The following is an 18349-nucleotide window of genomic DNA, read 5'->3' on the forward strand; positions in this document are numbered from 1 at the left end:
TTTTTATTGTGTGATCAGAGCGAAAAATTATCTAAGTCTGGGGTTGATTCAAACTCACCGAGTCGTTCAATTTCGGTATCTTGGCGCATTTGTTCATGCCAACGTTCTTCATCCCAGATCTCAAATTTATTCATCAAACCGACCAACATGATTTTTTTGCCTAAATCAGCATGAGACCGTAACGACGGTGCCAGCAATATTCGGCCATTTTTATCTAATTGGTATTCTGTTGCATTACCTAACAACATCCGTTGCATGCGTCGAGCGCGTGGATTCATATTGGAAATTTTAGCTAAGCGATCTTCTATATCCTGCCATTGCGCCAGTGGATACAACCACAAGCAAGGCTCGTTCAGTGCGACAGTACAGATCACCGTCCCCTGATCTTCAGACAACAGCGAGTCTCGGTACTTAGTCGGTACCGCAAATCGTCCTTTGTCATCCAAACTCAGTGAACTCGCACCACGGAACATAAAAAGCCTACTTTAAAAGTTTGTAATTAATCTGTTTTGATTAATTTGATCCAATTTGATCCACTAAATACCACTTTTTACCACAGTGCTCCAGTTTAGGGCTTGACAAGCTATTTTGTCAAGTCAGCAGAAACCTATAATGGTGTGTTAAAGCCAGAAAAAATAAGGCCTAGCGCGAAGCTACTGAATTACGTGGGAAAAAGTGGATAACATCAAAAAAAATATTTTATTCTGAGATAAAACAAAATAAATAGACTTAAATGATTAATGAATAATCAATGAACAGTTACAAAATATTAGTAGCGAATTGCTGCTTAATAGATCTTGTAAAATTTACGCGATCTTTTTGCAATAGTTACTTTAAACGCTGTTATTTCAAACAAAGCGATTCACAAGATAAAAAACAAACCATTGATTTTTAAGAATTTAAATAAGATCGTAGAAGTGGTACGAAGGCTGCAACAAGTATTACACAATCTAGTTTTATATTTAAGGAACGATTACTATGACTACTTCAACATCAAGTTCAAATTCAGCTGCAAAAACCAGTAAAAAAGTTGATGATATTGCTGCTCACACTGAATCACCATTAACAGACAAAGCAACCTCAGCGGCTCATCTTGCTGTTGATTCGCTGTCTTCAAAGGCTGCAACAGCAGAACAAAGTATTCGTCATGGTGCTTCAAGTTCAGCTGAAACACTCACTGAAAAGCAAAAAATTGCGCGTGAAAAACTGTCTGAATACAGTGGTAAAACTCGTCAATTAGCCTCTGAAAACCCGCTTGCTACAGCTGGTCTTGCGTTTGCTGCTGGTATGCTAGTGACAGCACTATTTCGCCGTAGCAAGTAAGCAATTATGCAACCACATACCGATCCTAAAGATAAACAGCATCAAGCCGCTGATCCTGCACCGCAAAGTGCTGATCAGTGGCAAGATCATCTTGCTAAATTATCTCAATATGGTGAGCAACTTTATCAAGACTATCGCCAACAGGCTGGTATTTGCAAAGAATTAGCGAGTGCCGAGTGGCGACTATCAACTCGCTCTTTGGCATTGACTATTATTTTGCTGGTAAGTTTTGCCGGTGGTTTAGTATTGTTGTGGGCCGGTTTGCTGATCACACTTGGCTTTGCGGTTTTTGCCTTTAGTCAATCAATATGGCTCAGTGCTGTATGTCTAATTGGCTTACAATTGCTTTGTTTAATGTGGCTGTGGAAAAATATTGGTTATATCAGCAGCAAAATTGGCTTTGATAAAACTGCGCACAGCATTAAACAATTACTCAATATAAATAGGGGTGAATAATGCTAATTGATTATTTTATTAAGAAACCAAATCATAAAGTTCGTCACTTAAGTCAAAAAATGAATAGCATCAATGCGTTAAAACAGCAACATCATCAAGCTTTCAACTACCGACTTAAACGCTTTGCAGTATCGAATGTCGGTATTGCCAGTGCCTTTACGGCAGGTGCAGGCTATCAAGCGCTAAATGGTCATAGCCAAAATTCAGCCAATAAAATAAAGCTAAGTCAATTTAGCTGGTTGTTACGTTTGCTATAAATCCTCATAGATACTGAGCTTTGCTCAGCACAATCTTACTCTTCAGAGCTATTACTTTGGTCTTTATTAGATAAACCGCAATTAACCTTATATTATATATGGTTATTTTCAACTTAATTGGCTACAATTTTGTACCAAAAGCCCAGTATGAAGAGTATTGTTATTTTTTCCTCATCGTTACAACATCGACTTTATCGGTTATTTATATTACTGAGTTTACCCGGCATTTTGGTGATCTTATTTAGCCTTTGGCATGCCAAAGAAACCGCACGCCAAGAAAGTCGGCTGCAGGCATTAACGGTTGCCGAACAGCTTGTTGAGCAGCAGACTGAGCTACTCAAAAAAATTAAGACATTTACCACTCAACTTGCTGACTTAAAAGATTTTGCCGCGCCACTACAAACCGGCTGCCCTTATTACTTAGCTAAAATACAAAAACTTCAACCTGAAATTGCAAATATTGGTATCGTCAACATGCAAGGCGACGCGGTGTGTTTATCGCAAGGACGCAAAGAAAATATTAATATTGCCGATCGTGAATACTTTAAAAATGCTGTGGCAACTAAAAGCTTTGCCATTGGCTATTTTCAAAAAGATCGCAGTATCAATTCCCTCAGTTTCAATTTTGCTTATCCACTTATTGATCAGCAGCAACAAGTATATGGGGCAGTAGTAACGGTTGTCACATTAGATTGGTGGAGCCAGATACTTGCCAACTCTCACTTACCCGAAGATGCCATTGCTGTTATAACCGACAACAACGGTCGCATTATTGCAAATTACCCTAACGATCCATCGCTGTTTGGCGAAAATATTAACGCCTATGGATTTAGCTCTGAACTACCTATGCTCAATAGCACAATTGAATTGCAAGGTATTAATCACATTTTACACAGTAAAACCATGTATACCGATGAAACTAAAAATAGCCTAAATGTCTATGTTGTCATGCCATTTAATAACGCAATTCAAGCTGCCAACCAACTATTTTTTATCACATTAGCTGCATTTACATTGATGATTATTGGCCTGTCTATATTTGCTCATAGCCAATTAAAGCGCAACGTATTAACGCCCATAGCACAACTCACTCTGACGATTAAAGAGCTTGCGCAAGGGTTATTACCAAAACAGTTTTCTTTAAATAGCCCAGAGCTGAATACTCTCTATCAACATTTTAAAGCGATGGCGCAAACACGTCTGACGGCAGAAGCGAGTGTCAAACGCCAACATGACGAATTGAGTAGTTTATTAAACGCTTTGCCTGATACCTACATTCGGATCAATGTTCACGGTGATGTACTGAACTTAGGTGGGCAAATTTCACAGTTAAATTTACCTGTGTATACACGTTCAAAGTTACACCTTCGCGAGCTACTTGGTGAAGAAAAAAGTAAACAGTTACTTCAGCATTTGCCCTGCAAAAATAAAACTAGCCAATTTGAATTAACAATCAATAACAGCGAAGTCGAGCAAGTATTTGAAGCGCGGATCAGTGCCAAGCATAATAGCAACGAGTACACTATTGTATTGCAAGATATCAGCCAGCGAAAAAACGCTGAAAAAGCGTCTCATCTGGCCTCATTGGTCTACTCAAATAGCAGTGAAGGAATGGCCATTACCGATCCAAACGGCATTATCTTAGATGTTAACCCGGCTTTTTGTGAAGTAACCCAATACAGTAAAAATGAAATCCTGGGCAATACCACCGCTATCTTAGCTTCAGGCAAGCACAGCAAAGCGTTTTATCAAGAAATGTGGCTGCAATTACAAGAGACTGGCCGTTGGCAAGGTGAAATAATTAACCGTCGTAAAGATGGCGAGTTATTCACAGAGTGGCTTACTATCGATACTGTATACAATGAGCATTCTGAAGCGCAGCGCAGAGTCGCGATTTTTACCGATATTACCGCTAAGAAAGCAGCCGAAGATCTGATATGGCATCAAACTCACTTTGATCATTTAACCAATCTACCTAATCGAATTGAGCTTAAAGAGCGCTTAAATCAGCGCCTCAACAACGCCTTAAATCCTAATGAGCCACTGGTGATCATGCTACTTGATCTTGATCATTTCAAAGACATAAATGACACCTTAGGCCATTTTTATGGTGACGAATTACTTAAGTTGATCGCAATTCGTTTGCAACAAGAAATTGTTGATATTGAGTTTATTGCACGTATTGGTGGCGACGAATTTGTCATTGTGCATGCCAAGCTAGTCACTGAAGAACACATTAAAAAAGTAGCCAACGATATCCTCAATGCCATGACAAAAGCATTTATACTCGAAGGCGAAGAACTACACATAGCAACCAGCATCGGCATCGCTATTGCACCAATCGATGGCGATAGCTCAGAGCTGTTATTAAAAGCCGCAGACCAAGCCATGTATAAAGCTAAACAAAGTGGTCGTAACTGTTTTGAGTTTTTCAATCACAACTTACGCGAGCAAGCACAAGCGCGTATGGATTTACTCAAAAATATGCGCTATGGCATTGAACAAAAACAATTTGATCTTTATTACCAAGCAATCGTTAACCTAGATTCTGGGCACATTCATAAAGCAGAAGCACTATTGCGCTGGCGCCACCCGACACGCGGCGTAATTAGTCCCGCTGAATTTATACCTTTAGCCGAAGAGTCTAGATATATCAACCCATTAGGACAATTTGTATTTACTCGCGCATTACAAACGCTAACAGTTTTACGAGCCCAGGTTGATGCCAACTTTCAACTTAGTATTAATGTCTCGCCAGTGCAATTTAGTTGCCTTGATAGCGGTATTGATCAGTGGCCAGCCTTGCTAGAAGCCGCCAATTTACCACCGAGTGCAATTGTTAGCGAGATCACCGAAGGGTTAATGATCGCACCAGAGCAACTCACCCAACAACGCCTGAAAGCGCTGGTAAAATCGGGTATGGAACTCGCTTTAGATGACTTTGGCACCGGTTATTCATCGCTTGCCTACTTGCAACAAATGGACGCAGATTATTTAAAAATTGATAAATGTTTTGTTGATAACATTCAAGCCGACAATCAAGATCTCGCGTTATGCAAAGCAATTATCACTATGGCACATCAATTTGGTTTAAAAGTGATTGCCGAAGGCATTGAAACACCACAGCAGCAGCAATTATTACTTGGTATAGGGTGTGATTATGGCCAAGGCTATTTGTTTGCAAAGCCATTACCCGAGCAGGAATTTTTAGCACTGGTAAGCAACCAATCCACAACAGCTACCTAAATATTGCTGATCCAGCACACACTATGCTATGCACTGAAAATTTAGCTAGCTATTGTTTAATAAATAACGAACTGATACGTTACCAAACAGATTTTATTAAATTAACTGTTAGCCGTGATTTCAAAATTACCTCGTTGGGTAGAATATGGATCGTTTTTACTTGCGCTTGTTGCTGGGCTTGTTAATTCGATAGGGTTACTAGGGTTCAAACATCAATCAATTTCCCATCTATCAGGCACTGCAACACTCCTTGGCACAAGCCTTGTTACCTCCCCCGTTACTGATGTATTACACCTAGCTCTTATCCTACTGAGTTTTTTGGCTGGTGCGGCGATCTCCGGCGCTTTTTTGCAAAGTGGTGCATTAAAACTCGGCCATAACTACAGCAGCTTGCTGTTATTTGAAGCCATGCTGTTAGCAAGCTCAGTGTATTTTTTATCGAATGACTCTGTAAACGGGCACTATTTAGCATCCGCAGCCTGCGGCTTACAAAACGCGTTAGCCACCACTTACAGCGGCGCAGTTATTCGCACCACCCATGTTACCGGTATTTTTACTGATCTAGGGCTAATGCTTGGCGCTAAATTAAGAGGCGAACCCTTTGATAAACGCAAAGCACTGTTGTTTTTACTGATCATCTCAGGATTCATTTGCGGTGGCACATTAGGTGCTTATGCATTCCAGTTTTATAAATTTAATGCACTCTTTATCCCCGCCACCATCTGCCTAGTATTAGCCGTTAGCTACTCAGTGTTTAAAGCGATTAATAGTAAAAAGACGTAAGTCATACGCAAAAAAATCAACCAAAGTTAATATGTATTAACACTACTAGATAGGAAGTAGCTTAAACAACTAAACTGATTATTTACTCGTAGTACCTTAAAATGTAAATTGATCTACAACAATAAATATTGTTCTCTATTTCAACAAGTAGAGATGGGTATCAAGGATGATGAATGCTGCACTGTAAATTTAATGAAGACGATTCAATTTGTTCTACAATCGACTACGAAGAAAATCCAGATAAATATAGAGGTTTAATTTACTGTATAGATTGTGGCGAAAAAGCTTGGTTTACAAAAGGCTATGAAACTCAAAAGATAAGTCGTATGGCTTGTTTTGGTGCAAAGCACAAAGAAGGTTGTAACGCTTCTACTGTTGAGTTTGTCTCTGATGATCCTGACAATGATGAAGATGAAAAAAATCAAAACTCAGGCATACGTGTTGATTTAGATAAAGTAACCTCTCAATCTATTTATGTTTCAAATGACAATAATAAACATGGTGATGAAGAATCTGATTGGAAAGGAAAATCTAAAAGAAAAATTATTGGTAACTCTGATGGTTTCCCTTTAAGTAAATCTTTACGTCAATTATTAACTAACTTATGTAGAAATAGTGATTATGGTGATGAAAATCAACAATAACTATTGTCGCTAACTCGGGACGTGTAGTTGTTGAGGGAGATTTAAGAAGTAATTTAGTTAGAATAGAAGATGTGTCTAGAGAGCACATTGGTAAGGACTATATTTTTTGGGGGAAGATAAACAACTTAAATATAGATAAAAAAGGTACTCTATGGCTTAATTACGGCGATAACCTTTTAGAGCCCAGTATTGCTTTAAATTCCAAGCTTAAAGAACAGGTATTGGTTAACTTTAAGTTGAAAGAGGTATCCGAGTTAGATGGCTCAGATGTAATAATTGTAGGGCACGTAGGCTTTTCACCTCAAGGGAAAGCCATTATAAGCACGGGTTTCACGAAATATATGTCTTTTAGAAGAGTAACAGTGAAATACCCTCAAAGCGGTTGGCCACTACTAATTAGTTAGTTGTACTAGCTCAGGCTTGTTCTGATAGCTGCATATTCATTGTGACTTTCAGTCAAAGTTTGAGCTAAGCATCTTTCGTACTAAAAAATAAACTCATTACTTAAATTGCATCAATTAATAGCTTTTCTAGCTTTATCATAAAAGCATTCAACTTATGAGGTTTATGCTCTAACAAAAATGTCGGATACTCAGGTTTATCTATAGATCCATTTGTAGTTTTAGTTGATGATAGATCTGTAAAGGGGAATTCACTCAATATCAGTTTTTCAATTTTTTCGTTTAAACCCAATGATTGGCCTACTTTTGTTGAACCTATCGTAACTTGAATTTCGTTAGAACCACGAACATACTTCCCCAAACGATTAGACGGGTAACCGAGTTTAGTTAACTCTGCCAATGATTCAATTGCGTCCCATCCTTTATTTTCTTTGATGTGAAAATTTTGAAGTTCTATTTTATACATTTACTCACCCTCTGTTTTACTTAAAATCTAAATATAATAGTTACAACTATCAGTATAGAATATAACCCTAAATTATTTTTAACTTAAAACTAGACATAATTAAAACCTAAAAGCATTAACCACCTCTTTTAACCTTCCAAACTAGCGCTACAATGTGTATTTATCAGTTATCCCACCTTTTGATAATTCATGGCCTACTATTTGCTGAATTAGGGAAAGAGCAAACGCGTGGTTATTACGGATGTTACTAATAAACAGATGTCTAAAGCGGTGATAGCTACGCAATTCATCCAACTTATTCACATTAGGAATATCAAGCTCTACAACCAAACGACCGAACCAATTAGTAATACTCTCAGCCGATGCTATGTTTACACGATCAAAGAAACTAAGACTTTATCAGGGCAGATCACATTTCTGATATCTAATTTCTGACATCTGATTCCTGATTTCTATATATCAACGCGCTGCTCGAAACTCGACGCCCGTAGCCCCGAAACACAGACACAAAAAAGCCCGCAGCGTTAACTGCGGGCTTTTTTATTGAATGAGTGAGTCAGCCGTATAAGCTGACAAGCGAACTATTACACCTAAACAAAAAACAACAACTTAGATAATGTATAGCTAAGAGTGTCACACTCGGTGGCACAAGTTACAACCTAAAAAATATTTTATATTATGACTTTTCATATTGTTAAATCTTATTATTCAGGCTTTTCAGTCATACATTTTAGACAACGTTGGACAATCTTTAATATTTAGGTATTGTTATCCTCTATATTTAGAATTACTCAAGGATTATTCATGGCGGTATCTGTAGCGGAGTACTTAGGACAACGTACTGATATAGACGATAAAAACATCAATCCAGTTCAGTTAAGGTCACAAATACCTTGCCCATTTATGGATGGGAACTGCTCCAAAGTGACAAAAGGTTTACAACCTATTTGCAGTGTTAGAAAAAAAACAGGAACAATTTGGATTGTCTGTGAACATCGCTTATGTGCAACTCCAAAAACAAAGCAAGATACCACAAACCCTAAAAAGCGAGTTCCAGCAGGTTTAACTGAACATCAATCCTCAATTTTGTGGGAAATTGCAAAAACAGTTTATCGTGGTGAATTTGAAAAGGAACATATAGTTGTTAACAGGGAAGCCCCCGTACCCATTGAAGAGACCGGGGGCAACTATAAAGCTGATTACATCATGCGGAACCTTGCTCCAGCAGCTAAAATTGATGAAATACTCCTTGAGATGCAGGGAGGAGGTGAAACCAGTGAAACTAAAAAAATATCTGATTATGTTGCTTCATGGGCCGAGCTAGAAGCCCCAACTAATGAGTTTTTAAGACAAGAAATAGCTAAACCAAATTCTATTGAAACGAACGCTTGGAGAAGGCAACAAGAGCAGTTTTTAGTTAAAGGAAATATTGTAAACCAAACCGGTGGAAAAATTGTTTTTGCTATCGGAGAACTGATTTATGATTATCTATATCGCCGAATTTCAAGAGCTAATTTACGAGACTTGAGAGAGCATAACTGGACATTATGTTTACTCGGCATTAGAGAAAATAAAACAGAGGCACCAACCTTTGGACCCATTCCTTTAGAAGTTGACGATAAAAGAATTTTATTTACCAACTATTCTACTTTCGTTAGAACTTTAACGGATCAAGGGGGCCCAGAGCCAGCAATTTTTCTGGGGGAATTCTTATCCTTGGATGGTGAAAAAGTAAACATCTAACTTTCAAGCACTATTAATTGCTTGTGCGGCAATGTAATGTCCGCACATCTTTTATAGTTAAAGCTTTGAATCGACTTCGATAATTCTTTTAGCAATCCACTCTACAATTGGTACTGCAACCGCGTTACCTACAGCCCTCAGTCTATTAGAGTCCAATTTTCGGGGAAGCCCTGAAGCCTCTCGTACTCTATAGGGAGCATACGGCGCACATATAGCATCGGCGCTTCCCCTTGAGTCAAGTGTGTATGTTTCTCCGTCATTTCGATAGCCTTTTGCTTGTGGCCCTGCTGTATGCTTTCTTCCGATACTTGCATGCTGTATAGAGTAGACATCTGATCTCGATAAGCCTTCTCTAAATTGGGATCCAAACTTTGTCCTCTTTCCTCTGCCCGATTTATCAGTGACTGAATTTGCTCTATCGTCAAAAAGGACTCGAGCGGAGCGCATGTCTCCATAACTTGCGACAATATACACTCTTCGTCGTCTCTGTGGTGTTCCAAAGTATTTAGCATCAAATACTCTCCATGAAATACCATACCCGAATTCATCCAACGTCTTGAGAAGGATTCCGAAATCAGCTCCTTCGTGACTATTGAGTAATCCGGGAACATTCTCGATGATAAGCCAGTCAGGCCGTCGTCTTCTAACAAGCTCTGCGTATGTGTAGAACAATCCACTTCGTTCTCCCTTTAAACCTTTGCGTTTGCCTTGATTAGCAAGTGATACATCTTGGCAAGGAAAGCCGCCACACCAAATATTAGCATCTGGTATAGAAGAGGCTTTTAATGTTTTTATATCTGCATGTAATGGTATGTTTGGCCAGTGTTTTTTTAAAACTCGCTGACAAAAGGTATTAACTTCACACTGAAATACCACTTTCATTCCTGCTCGTTCACAGCCTAAGTCAAAGCCACCGATACCAGCAAAGAATGAAGCTACTTGGTATGGGCTTCTTTTTTTAGAAGTAATTATAGTACTACTCAAAACATGCTTAACCATGTCTGCATCAGATGACTCCTTGACCCATAAAAATGCATCTAATGAGCTTTGTGAAATTTCATAACCATTATGGTTGCACTCTTTTGTGGCTAAGAGCTCACCTTTTCTGATGAAACGTCTTGTGCCATTTATGTCTTTAACCAAGCCTTTAGAGATAAGAACCTTAGTTGCTTCTGCTACATTCACGATAAAATCAACACTTACTACTTTGACTATAAGTTTAACATTCATAAGAAAAAATGATAACCCCTACCAAAAATAAAACATAAAACACTGAAATAGAATAAAAAAATTAAACGACAAGAAATTGTGGCCGCAAAAAAATGCGGCCACAGAGTGAAATTTATACATTCATATTGAAGCATGAAACCCTATTTCAAATTTAGATTGTTTATATGCACTTTCAGATCTTAAAAGCCATAGTAGTTTTTCCATTGTTAATCTTTTCTCTTGAAATTTAAGTTGTCGAGATAAAATAGCAAAATCACCCACTGTTAAGTTTGTCATATGACTTAACAGACTTTTGTTATCTGTATCAAGTTCGACTCCAACGACTTCCTCGAATAAACTAATAGCCTGTTGATGCTTCAATGCTTGCAATTCGATCTTAAAGTCAATACGCCTCAGCAATGCTTTATCTAGTGCCTCAAAATAGTTAGTAGCTATAAATAAGGGGCTTTGGAATCGCTCGATCTGCATTAGCAGCTCATTTACTTGGCTCACTTCCCATGACTTAGTTGCGCCTTCACGTGACGTTAAAAGGCTATCAGCTTCATCAATCAGTAATGCCTTACCTTCATTACTAGCCTTTTCGAAAAGCCTAGCAATATTTCCTTCACTTTCGCCGACATACTTGCCTAGCACATCAGATGCCTTGACTGTTACTAAGCCTAAATCGTTCTCTTTACACACATAGTCAACAAAAGCTGACTTACCAGTGCCTGGTGGCCCAAATAATAAAATACGAGCTTCAGGATGCCTTTCAATCGTTTTGGTGATATCAGCTAGTGAGTGAAGGTCGCCTTTCAAATTACAATAGGCTGGATCAAACTCTAATTCGGGTTTATAAACAGGGGTTTCTAAAGGCTCATTAGTTAACTTCAAAACTTCTGTTAGGTAAGTATTGGTGTACTCTTCAGCCACTGCACCTTTAACATTACAAATTTTGCACAGCGATGCCGCATTCTCTAGCAATGCAGGGGTTGCAGCCTCTGAGTTAGCAAGCTTTTCTTTAAACCCTTTAGATAGCCTCAAGCCTTTAAAGCAACTTGATACCATATCAAATTTCCCATTGGCAGGAAGATTAGGCAATTCAACAACAAGACTAAACCGCCGTAAGCAACTAACAGGTATACTTTCAGGGTGATTAGTTATCCATATTGTGGGGACAGTATTAACTTCAAGGAGCTGATGTAACCTATCCTTTGATATTCTTGTACTTAGGCTAAATGATGCAAAAATATCTTCACATTCATCAATTAGTAGCCAAGCATCACGCTGAGAATCAAATAAGCGATAAGCCATCTTTAAATACTGTAACCTAAGTTGAGTACTGCTTCGACGAGAGTCCAGCTCATCGTCAGGACTACTCAAGTCCCCACCTTTTGCTTTCACTTCGTATAAATTAGCATTTATTTGATTCACTAGCAGTTTTGCATATTGAGTTTTACCCACACCAGCTGCACCATGTAATAGAATATTTACCCCACTCTCAGGCAAATCATTAATACCGCTGCTGAAAGCAAAAGGTAAATCGGTATCTAAATGTTCGAAATCAGATAGTTTTAAATCAGGCTTACTTGATATCGTGACAACATTTGAAATTAAATCTGAGAAATCAATAGCATGCTTGCAAGCTAATGCCTTTGCAAAGCCATTATGTATTTGGAGCATATCTTCACTACCATATATTGAGCTGCTCCATAGTCCGCTCTCAGCCAAGCTTTCAAAAGTGTTTTTCAAAGTAAGATAATCAACATTTAAAGCCTCAGAGAGCAACTGATGCAATACGTTGTCACTTAAACCTTGATGTGTTTCCAGTAATTCGTTAAATGCAGGGTTAAGGCTATTTACCACTATTAAAGCTAGAAGGTTTACAGACTCTTTAGGTAACTGAAATGTCTCCCTTAATATATGACAATTCCTTTCTAACAAGGTCATGGTTCTTACCTTAGAGTTTACATCTTCAAAATGTCTGTATACTGCTTCTACGTATTCTTGTGAGTTACTTTGAGGATAACTAAATGCCTTACCTGTAATGCTACGAACCGTAATTGGCTTTAAGCCTATCAATACTTCTTTATCAAATAATGAGCTATTCAAAAGCCTAAATGAAAGATTCGAACCTAATTCATATAATTCTTGCTCTAAACTCATGATGATGAAACTCCATAACTTAAAGCTAATGCTGCCTGCCTCTGAGTTTCAATACCTCTTTTATCATACAGCTGCGTAGTAGTTACATTCGCATGACCTGCCATTTTACTTACTGTAAGGAGATCTACATTTAAATTTAATAATCGTGTTATGTATGTCCTACGTAAATCATGAGGAGTAAAAGTTTGACCTAGAATTCTTTTCGTTTTTTTAGTAACGATAAGGTATAGAGTATCTGATGTAATAGGCTTAATACCCTTGCCTTGCTTAGTAAATAGAGGACCCTTTCTATGACCTCGTATGCTAAGCCACCTATTTAAAACTGACTCAGCCCAATCAGGCAGAAATTGCTGTCTAGCCTTCGAGCCCTTACCTTTTTCGATCACTATATTGTGAGATTCTGGGCAATAATTGTTTAGTTGAAGGCTACACAACTCTGAACGACGCAAGCCTGTAGCGAGCATAAGAGATATAACAGCATGGTTTCTTACCCCGACCTTTGAGCCGCTACTTGAAAGGCTATTCAGTAATAGAACTGCCTGAACGGGACTTAAGGCCTTACCCTTATCAATCACTTTGCCTTTAATACTAGGCACTGACTTAATACGCATCATGGCTTTATGATCAATCACATCTAATTTAAATGCCGTATCTGCGACACTTTTTAATATCTGTAATGCATGATTTATCGTTCTAGCCGATTTGCCTTGCTCGCTAAAATGCTGCTTTAAGCTTTCGAGCTGCGCATAAGTTAATAAATGAAAAGGCGATGAATCAACTGGCTCATTCCACTCTAAGGCTTTCTTAGTTTCATTCAGTTGGGAAATCGCTGACTTTCGACCAGAAGTTGCTAAGCTGTTGAGATATACTTTTGTAGGATTTGTGCTTTTCATAGATAGCTCCATTTTATTGAGATATCTAGTTAGCACTAACTAACTTTCAAAGTTAACCTCACTTTTTGCACCTTCACTGATTTAAGCTTTTCATACCATAAATTTAATTGCGAACTGCTTTTGAGAAAATAGATTAATGTGAGAAATAGTAAGTGGCTTTAATAAGAAGAAGGTTTATATTTTGCCACCTTGTTCAAGTGCATCTACATTAGGGGCTGGTGTTATTGAACTACCTGTTGTCATATCAAAGCAACCACTACCCTCAGTACCTTTAAAATCTTGGATAAATTGAACTTTCATATCTGGATAAGCATCAAAAACTTTCATCCAAATACTAAAAAAACCAGTTTGTATAGCCAGATTAGCTATCACGGCTCTCATATTGGGATTATCTGAATCAGCATCTAGGTAGTTTAGAGCTGCTTGTGCTGTACCAAAAGCCTCCATTCTTTGAGCTCTGCGGTCTAAAGCTACTTGCTCGTCATTTTCATCTTTAAACTCTTGAAGTGGTTTATCCAGCCCAGTTAATTTAAGAGTATTTCTAGCCATGACTTTTTGGCGTGCTGTCAGTCTTGTAGAATACTTAACACTGCCATCAAGCTCATAATCAAAAGCATAGTAAGTGTTATCTCTATCAGGAAACATTAAACGCTTGAAATTCACCTTTTTACTACTTTTACAAGAATTACAGTTGGTACATGCCAATAAGAAATTAGACCAGCTCCTTGATAAGTGAGGCTGTCCATGAGCTCCATCTTTAGGCTCGATATGTTCAACAGCCAATAATGTCGATATTTTTCTCTCACAATAACTACAATAAATGCCAAGGCGAGATACTAATTCTGGTTTAGCATCTTCATATTTATTAAAGTCACCTACGATTGGAGAGCTTCCTTTTTTAACAGGCCTCATATCTTAGCTCCCTAGCTTTGCAACACGTTGCATCTCTAAGAATGCTTGAAACGCAGGGTTGTCTGCATAAGGTGCTAAATGATTGGCTAATCTATATTTATAATCTTGAAGCTTTTCTTCTGGTGTTTTAGCAGCTTCATCAAGTAGTTTTAAATATTCTATTGCGACTCCTTTCATTTTAGCATAACGGAGGCTTACTTCTGGAGAGTTTACATCCATAACACCAACAGCTATATCTGAGAGAGTCATGTTCCCTAGTTGAGCAGGAGCTAAGCCATCTAGCATAATCAGCTCTTCACTTGACCTTAAAGACTGAATTAAGAACGGAGAATGTGTAGTGCAAATAAATTGTACTTTGGGAAAAGTAGTCCTTAGATCTTCAATTATATGACGCTGCCACTTAGGATGAAGGTGTAAATCAAGTTCATCAATTAGAACTATTCCTTCTGTATGATCGAGGACTTCTTCACCTAAATGAGGATTTAATCGTGCCGCCTTTTGAGCTATATCAGCTACTAGAGCTAAAACACATCGCTGGCCATCACTTAACAAATTAAAAGGCTGCGGCTCTGCCCCCTTGAGGGTCAGAAGTAGCTCCCCTCTCTTAGGATCATAACGTAACTGTTCTGCACTTTCTATACAATTAATTACCGCCTTGCGGACAACCCTGAGCATGATAGATTCTTTGCCCTCCTGAAAAGCTTGCCACTCTTGACGAGCAAACCATGCCACTAACTCTTTTAGTGCAATCCGAGGATCAACACAATGCTTATAACCATCTAATCGAGAAGGCTTAGCTATTGATTTAGTTAATGACAACTTAGCACTAGTGGCTTTTGGATCTTGCCATAAGCGCATCGTCCCGTAGTAATTAATCAAAGGAAGATTAATATCATCAGCTAGATGTTCATCACATTGCTTTGCCATAGTAATCAATGAACTAGCATTACCATAACGAGTATTACCCGTTGGTGAGTCTTTAGATCGCTCCCACTCAACAAGTTTTCCCTCGACGATCCCTGCAGCAGAAACCAAAACAGGCCAAGCTTCCACAAATTGGGATTCCCCCTCTTTTTCTATATAAGATAAAGTTGCGTCAGTAGGGCAGAGACTTTTTTGATCATTTTTTTTCTTGAACCCTAGTATCCAAGTAGCCATAGCTACAGAAACGGCATCCAATACAGCCGTTTTACCCGTCGCATTTTTACCTACTATCAAGTTAACCTGAGGATGGAAAGTGAATTTATTTTTTTTATAACAACGAAAATTTTCAACTGATAATGTATTTATTTTCATGGAATGATCATCTAACAAAAAAGCTCTAAAGCTATATTAACTTATATTAATTTGGGTGTCAGTAGAATCGAAAACTCACACTGGTTTAAAACATCCCAACAAAGAAAGCTCAGCAAATAAGCTCTTTGCTCGCATCGAGAAACCGAAAAATTACTTTTATTCGAAGTTTAAAAGATATTGCTTTCTTATTGGGTGTTAAGGTTAGTGCCACTACAACACTAAATTAAGGGAATTCAGAAAGAAACGAAATAATGGATAGTAACCAATGCGCTTTCCTCAAAGCATCAATAGTGATTGCTCAATTCTCTAAGCTGTTTCTAACGCTAGCGTTAGAAACAGCTTTAAATCTATCAGACAAGGCTTTTAGACATATAAGACAATGCGATAAAAGGTCATGTTAATAGAGATTAACATGACCTTTGCTTAGAGTACTAAACTCACTTTACTTTTATTAAACCAAATATATATAACTTTCAATCATAGAACGATTCTTACTTCAGATTCCTTAATGCCATGAGCTTTAGCTAAAGCATCTTTAGCCTCTTTTAAAGTAAAAATTTGATCAGAAGTCTCAAATTTTGGCATAGGTTTAAAGTCTAATGCTCTGATATTAAAGGGTAAGTCATTTTCACTTAAATAGCGCACTGGAAATCTATCCCCGCGCCACATATGGTCAATTTCTAGCTCTGCATATTCAGAAAACATAAATCGGTATCTCTTTTTCTTCGAAGTATCTTTCGTAGTAAGAACAACTTCCGACAACTTACCAACTATAAAACCCTGACCATGCTTATGACTTACTTCTCCCCAGTCATTGCCTTTTCGCTGAGGGTTAGTGTTTTGACAGCAAATAACATACTTTACATTATCTGATACTCTTAGGGGGTCTGCGGTCCACTCCCCTGAACCACCCTCTCTCAAAATACGCTCAAAGCCCCTAGCTGTAAAAGTTAATGCTATATTTTTCATACGAACCTCTCTACTTACCATACTCAGAAGATTATATAGATTAAGAAACGAAAAGATCACATCTAAACTATACCTAATCTATACATAGAATAAATATAGTTACAAAAACCCAAGAAGTCAAACTATACACAAACTATAAATAGATTAAGTATAGATTTTTATTTTCGAGCCTTGAATTGTTTAATCATTAATGAAGATGATTTAGGGTTTAAAAGTATTAATCGGTAATGTAACAACAACTTGGACTGTTCATAAAACAACCAAGACTCATTAAGTGATACTAACCCTTTCCTTTTACGCTTATTAGTAGTTATTTCTTTTCCTCGCTTCTTTAAACATAACTTCGCTTCTTCCCAAGCTCTTCTAATTGATGCTATTCCCTGATTAGTAATCATTATTTCAGTCAATTGAATCGGCAAACACTTAAACACCCAAGGTCTAACAAAACTATATAAATGCAATATCGGTTTAACCTCGTTGAGCGTTGCAATCGTTACATGCTCTTTATTCGCATGTAACTTATACCTATACTCAACTCTGGAAGTTAACCCAACTACGTGGTTCTTCTTATTTAAATTATTCAAGAAGCTATCATAAACCACCAAGTGAGAACCTTTTTGTGAGCCACAGTAATAGCTTTCAGAAACCCTAGATTCAGTATCTACATATAAGTAGCCTTGTTCATCTCTATTAGGATAATTGTTGCTCACTCTACAGCGGTTATGCTTAGGCATAACGATTAAACTAGCTTTGCTAATACATGGTAAGTTAAAACCTATATCCACCCTTGACAGCCTCGCTTTTGAAAAAATTTGTACATATCTTGTTCGACCAAGTACAGTTAGGAGGTGATGAAAAATAACACTCAGTTCGATATCATCAAATAACCTAGGGGTAAAGACGACATGAAGCATTCTGTTTTTGTCTTTATCTATGCATAAGTAAATAAAGACTTTATTAAATTCATTAGTTGAAGCGTTTATTGTAAACACTTTCTGACAAATATAATGGCCTATGTGCTTCTCACTTTCTTGAGGGAAACGCAGCCTTATATCCAATAACTTTCTTTTCTCACTAGTTTTAACCCGATAAAAATTTTGGCAAAACCTCATGTAATCTTTTTCACTAATATTTGCATTAAACACGAGTTTGTCACAATCAAGAGTGATATTATTTCTTGGGTGTTCTAAGTATTTTTCTAAAAGATTATTTTGCTCCATTGCAATTTCTTTTTGGGACATAACATCAATGACATCCTCTATTGAAATAAAATGAAATTTAACATTACCATTAACACCAAACTTCTTATAAAGGCCCATCAGTTTCGTCGTCTTTTTGTGATTACTACAGATCAATAACTTACTTAAATTTGGTGTATTACCCAGCATCCTCTCCCCCTAATACATAATAAGTTGCATATAGCTAATTAAGCTCGTCTGCTGTATTACTACAGCTAAGCAATAAATCTTACTCTCTTGAAATCATACAATTAGAGATGTATTAGGTTTTACACTTTTTTATTTCATTTATTTTCAAATTTAATTAAATAAATTTTTTCTGTAACATCTCGTAAACTCAAACCTAG

Annotated in this window: 17 protein-coding genes; 8 read left to right on the top strand and 9 right to left on the bottom strand. The window is 37.6% G+C overall.

What is annotated here, in order from left to right:
- Nucleotides 1–14 precede the first annotated feature (14 nt).
- Nucleotides 15–473: a division/cell wall cluster transcriptional repressor MraZ gene (mraZ, locus tag H5187_RS08025; protein WP_145236856.1), complete on the bottom strand. Its 459-nt coding sequence runs from the start codon at nucleotides 471–473 to the stop codon at nucleotides 15–17.
- Between the two features lie 505 nt (nucleotides 474–978).
- Between mraZ and H5187_RS08030 the strand changes: the two genes are divergently transcribed.
- From H5187_RS08030 to H5187_RS24370, 7 genes are all read left to right on the top strand, one after another.
- On the top strand, nucleotides 979–1323 hold the full coding sequence (locus H5187_RS08030; protein WP_182718047.1) for a DUF883 domain-containing protein: 345 nt from the start codon (nucleotides 979–981) through the stop codon (nucleotides 1321–1323).
- A 6-nt stretch (nucleotides 1324–1329) separates the two neighbouring features.
- A complete protein-coding gene (locus H5187_RS08035; RefSeq protein WP_145236851.1) occupies nucleotides 1330–1779 on the top strand; it encodes a hypothetical protein in 450 nt (149 codons plus the stop codon).
- Nucleotides 1779–2036 (top strand): hypothetical protein, encoded by a 258-nt coding sequence (locus tag H5187_RS08040; RefSeq protein ID WP_182718046.1) that lies wholly within the window; start codon nucleotides 1779–1781, stop codon nucleotides 2034–2036. Before H5187_RS08035 ends, H5187_RS08040 begins: the two co-directional genes overlap by 1 nt.
- A 147-nt stretch (nucleotides 2037–2183) precedes the next feature.
- Complete coding sequence (locus H5187_RS08045; protein WP_182794611.1) at nucleotides 2184–5282, top strand: EAL domain-containing protein; 3099 nt, start codon at nucleotides 2184–2186, stop codon at nucleotides 5280–5282.
- 114 nt (nucleotides 5283–5396) lie between these two features.
- Nucleotides 5397–6065: a YoaK family protein gene (locus tag H5187_RS08050; RefSeq protein ID WP_182718045.1), complete on the top strand. Its 669-nt coding sequence runs from the start codon at nucleotides 5397–5399 to the stop codon at nucleotides 6063–6065.
- A gap of 173 nt (nucleotides 6066–6238) precedes the next feature.
- Complete coding sequence (locus H5187_RS24365) at nucleotides 6239–6709, top strand: hypothetical protein (RefSeq protein WP_220493251.1); 471 nt, start codon at nucleotides 6239–6241, stop codon at nucleotides 6707–6709.
- A gap of 71 nt (nucleotides 6710–6780) precedes the next feature.
- Nucleotides 6781–7113: a hypothetical protein gene (locus tag H5187_RS24370; protein ID WP_220493252.1), complete on the top strand. Its 333-nt coding sequence runs from the start codon at nucleotides 6781–6783 to the stop codon at nucleotides 7111–7113.
- Between the two features lie 100 nt (nucleotides 7114–7213).
- Here H5187_RS24370 and H5187_RS08060 read toward each other — a convergent pair whose 3' ends face one another.
- Complete coding sequence (locus H5187_RS08060) at nucleotides 7214–7576, bottom strand: hypothetical protein (protein WP_182719623.1); 363 nt, start codon at nucleotides 7574–7576, stop codon at nucleotides 7214–7216.
- Nucleotides 7577–8380: 804 nt separating this feature from the next.
- Here H5187_RS08060 and H5187_RS08065 point away from each other — a divergent pair.
- Nucleotides 8381–9319, top strand: coding sequence for a NotI family restriction endonuclease (locus H5187_RS08065; protein ID WP_182797704.1), 939 nt, complete (start codon nucleotides 8381–8383; stop codon nucleotides 9317–9319).
- 57 nt (nucleotides 9320–9376) lie between these two features.
- Here H5187_RS08065 and H5187_RS08070 read toward each other — a convergent pair whose 3' ends face one another.
- From H5187_RS08070 to H5187_RS08100, 7 genes are all read right to left on the bottom strand, one after another.
- Nucleotides 9377–10549, bottom strand: coding sequence for a DNA cytosine methyltransferase (locus H5187_RS08070; RefSeq protein ID WP_220493253.1), 1173 nt, complete (start codon nucleotides 10547–10549; stop codon nucleotides 9377–9379).
- Between the two features lie 120 nt (nucleotides 10550–10669).
- The gene (locus H5187_RS08075) at nucleotides 10670–12694 is read right to left on the bottom strand and encodes an AAA family ATPase (RefSeq protein ID WP_182797705.1); all 2025 of its coding nucleotides are present in this window, start codon (nucleotides 12692–12694) and stop codon (nucleotides 10670–10672) included.
- On the bottom strand, nucleotides 12691–13587 hold the full coding sequence (locus tag H5187_RS08080; protein WP_182797706.1) for a site-specific integrase: 897 nt from the start codon (nucleotides 13585–13587) through the stop codon (nucleotides 12691–12693). The genes H5187_RS08075 and H5187_RS08080 overlap by 4 nt, the downstream gene beginning before the upstream one ends.
- 174 nt (nucleotides 13588–13761) lie before the next feature.
- Nucleotides 13762–14499, bottom strand: a complete 738-nt coding sequence (locus H5187_RS08085) for an HNH endonuclease (protein ID WP_182797707.1) — start codon at nucleotides 14497–14499, stop codon at nucleotides 13762–13764.
- Nucleotides 14500–14502: 3 nt separating this feature from the next.
- On the bottom strand, nucleotides 14503–15795 hold the full coding sequence (locus H5187_RS08090) for an AAA family ATPase (protein WP_182797708.1): 1293 nt from the start codon (nucleotides 15793–15795) through the stop codon (nucleotides 14503–14505).
- A gap of 477 nt (nucleotides 15796–16272) precedes the next feature.
- Nucleotides 16273–16764, bottom strand: a complete 492-nt coding sequence (locus H5187_RS08095) for a hypothetical protein (protein ID WP_182797709.1) — start codon at nucleotides 16762–16764, stop codon at nucleotides 16273–16275.
- Between the two features lie 158 nt (nucleotides 16765–16922).
- On the bottom strand, nucleotides 16923–18152 hold the full coding sequence (locus H5187_RS08100; protein WP_182797710.1) for a hypothetical protein: 1230 nt from the start codon (nucleotides 18150–18152) through the stop codon (nucleotides 16923–16925).
- Nucleotides 18153–18349: the final 197 nt, after the last annotated feature.

Origin of the sequence: Pseudoalteromonas sp. SG44-1, from assembly GCF_014164315.1 — a bacterium.
Lineage (GTDB): Bacteria > Pseudomonadota > Gammaproteobacteria > Enterobacterales > Alteromonadaceae > Pseudoalteromonas > Pseudoalteromonas rhizosphaerae.

What these genes read in the sequence shown, in the direction of transcription:
- H5187_RS08100 (WP_182797710.1), bottom strand. Translation starts at nt 18,152, where the DNA reads ATGCTGGGTAATACACCAAATTTAAGTAAGTTATTGATCTGTAGTAAT.
- mraZ (WP_145236856.1), bottom strand. Translation starts at nt 473, where the DNA reads ATGTTCCGTGGTGCGAGTTCACTGAGTTTGGATGACAAAGGACGATTT.
- H5187_RS08045 (WP_182794611.1), top strand. Translation starts at nt 2,184, where the DNA reads ATGAAGAGTATTGTTATTTTTTCCTCATCGTTACAACATCGACTTTAT.
- H5187_RS08030 (WP_182718047.1), top strand. Translation starts at nt 979, where the DNA reads ATGACTACTTCAACATCAAGTTCAAATTCAGCTGCAAAAACCAGTAAA.
- H5187_RS08070 (WP_220493253.1), bottom strand. Translation starts at nt 10,549, where the DNA reads ATGAATGTTAAACTTATAGTCAAAGTAGTAAGTGTTGATTTTATCGTG.
- H5187_RS24365 (WP_220493251.1), top strand. Translation starts at nt 6,239, where the DNA reads ATGCTGCACTGTAAATTTAATGAAGACGATTCAATTTGTTCTACAATC.
- H5187_RS08075 (WP_182797705.1), bottom strand. Translation starts at nt 12,694, where the DNA reads ATGAGTTTAGAGCAAGAATTATATGAATTAGGTTCGAATCTTTCATTT.
- H5187_RS08085 (WP_182797707.1), bottom strand. Translation starts at nt 14,499, where the DNA reads ATGAGGCCTGTTAAAAAAGGAAGCTCTCCAATCGTAGGTGACTTTAAT.
- H5187_RS08080 (WP_182797706.1), bottom strand. Translation starts at nt 13,587, where the DNA reads ATGAAAAGCACAAATCCTACAAAAGTATATCTCAACAGCTTAGCAACT.
- H5187_RS08095 (WP_182797709.1), bottom strand. Translation starts at nt 16,764, where the DNA reads ATGAAAAATATAGCATTAACTTTTACAGCTAGGGGCTTTGAGCGTATT.
- H5187_RS08035 (WP_145236851.1), top strand. Translation starts at nt 1,330, where the DNA reads ATGCAACCACATACCGATCCTAAAGATAAACAGCATCAAGCCGCTGAT.
- H5187_RS08090 (WP_182797708.1), bottom strand. Translation starts at nt 15,795, where the DNA reads ATGAAAATAAATACATTATCAGTTGAAAATTTTCGTTGTTATAAAAAA.
- H5187_RS08040 (WP_182718046.1), top strand. Translation starts at nt 1,779, where the DNA reads ATGCTAATTGATTATTTTATTAAGAAACCAAATCATAAAGTTCGTCAC.
- H5187_RS08060 (WP_182719623.1), bottom strand. Translation starts at nt 7,576, where the DNA reads ATGTATAAAATAGAACTTCAAAATTTTCACATCAAAGAAAATAAAGGA.
- H5187_RS08065 (WP_182797704.1), top strand. Translation starts at nt 8,381, where the DNA reads ATGGCGGTATCTGTAGCGGAGTACTTAGGACAACGTACTGATATAGAC.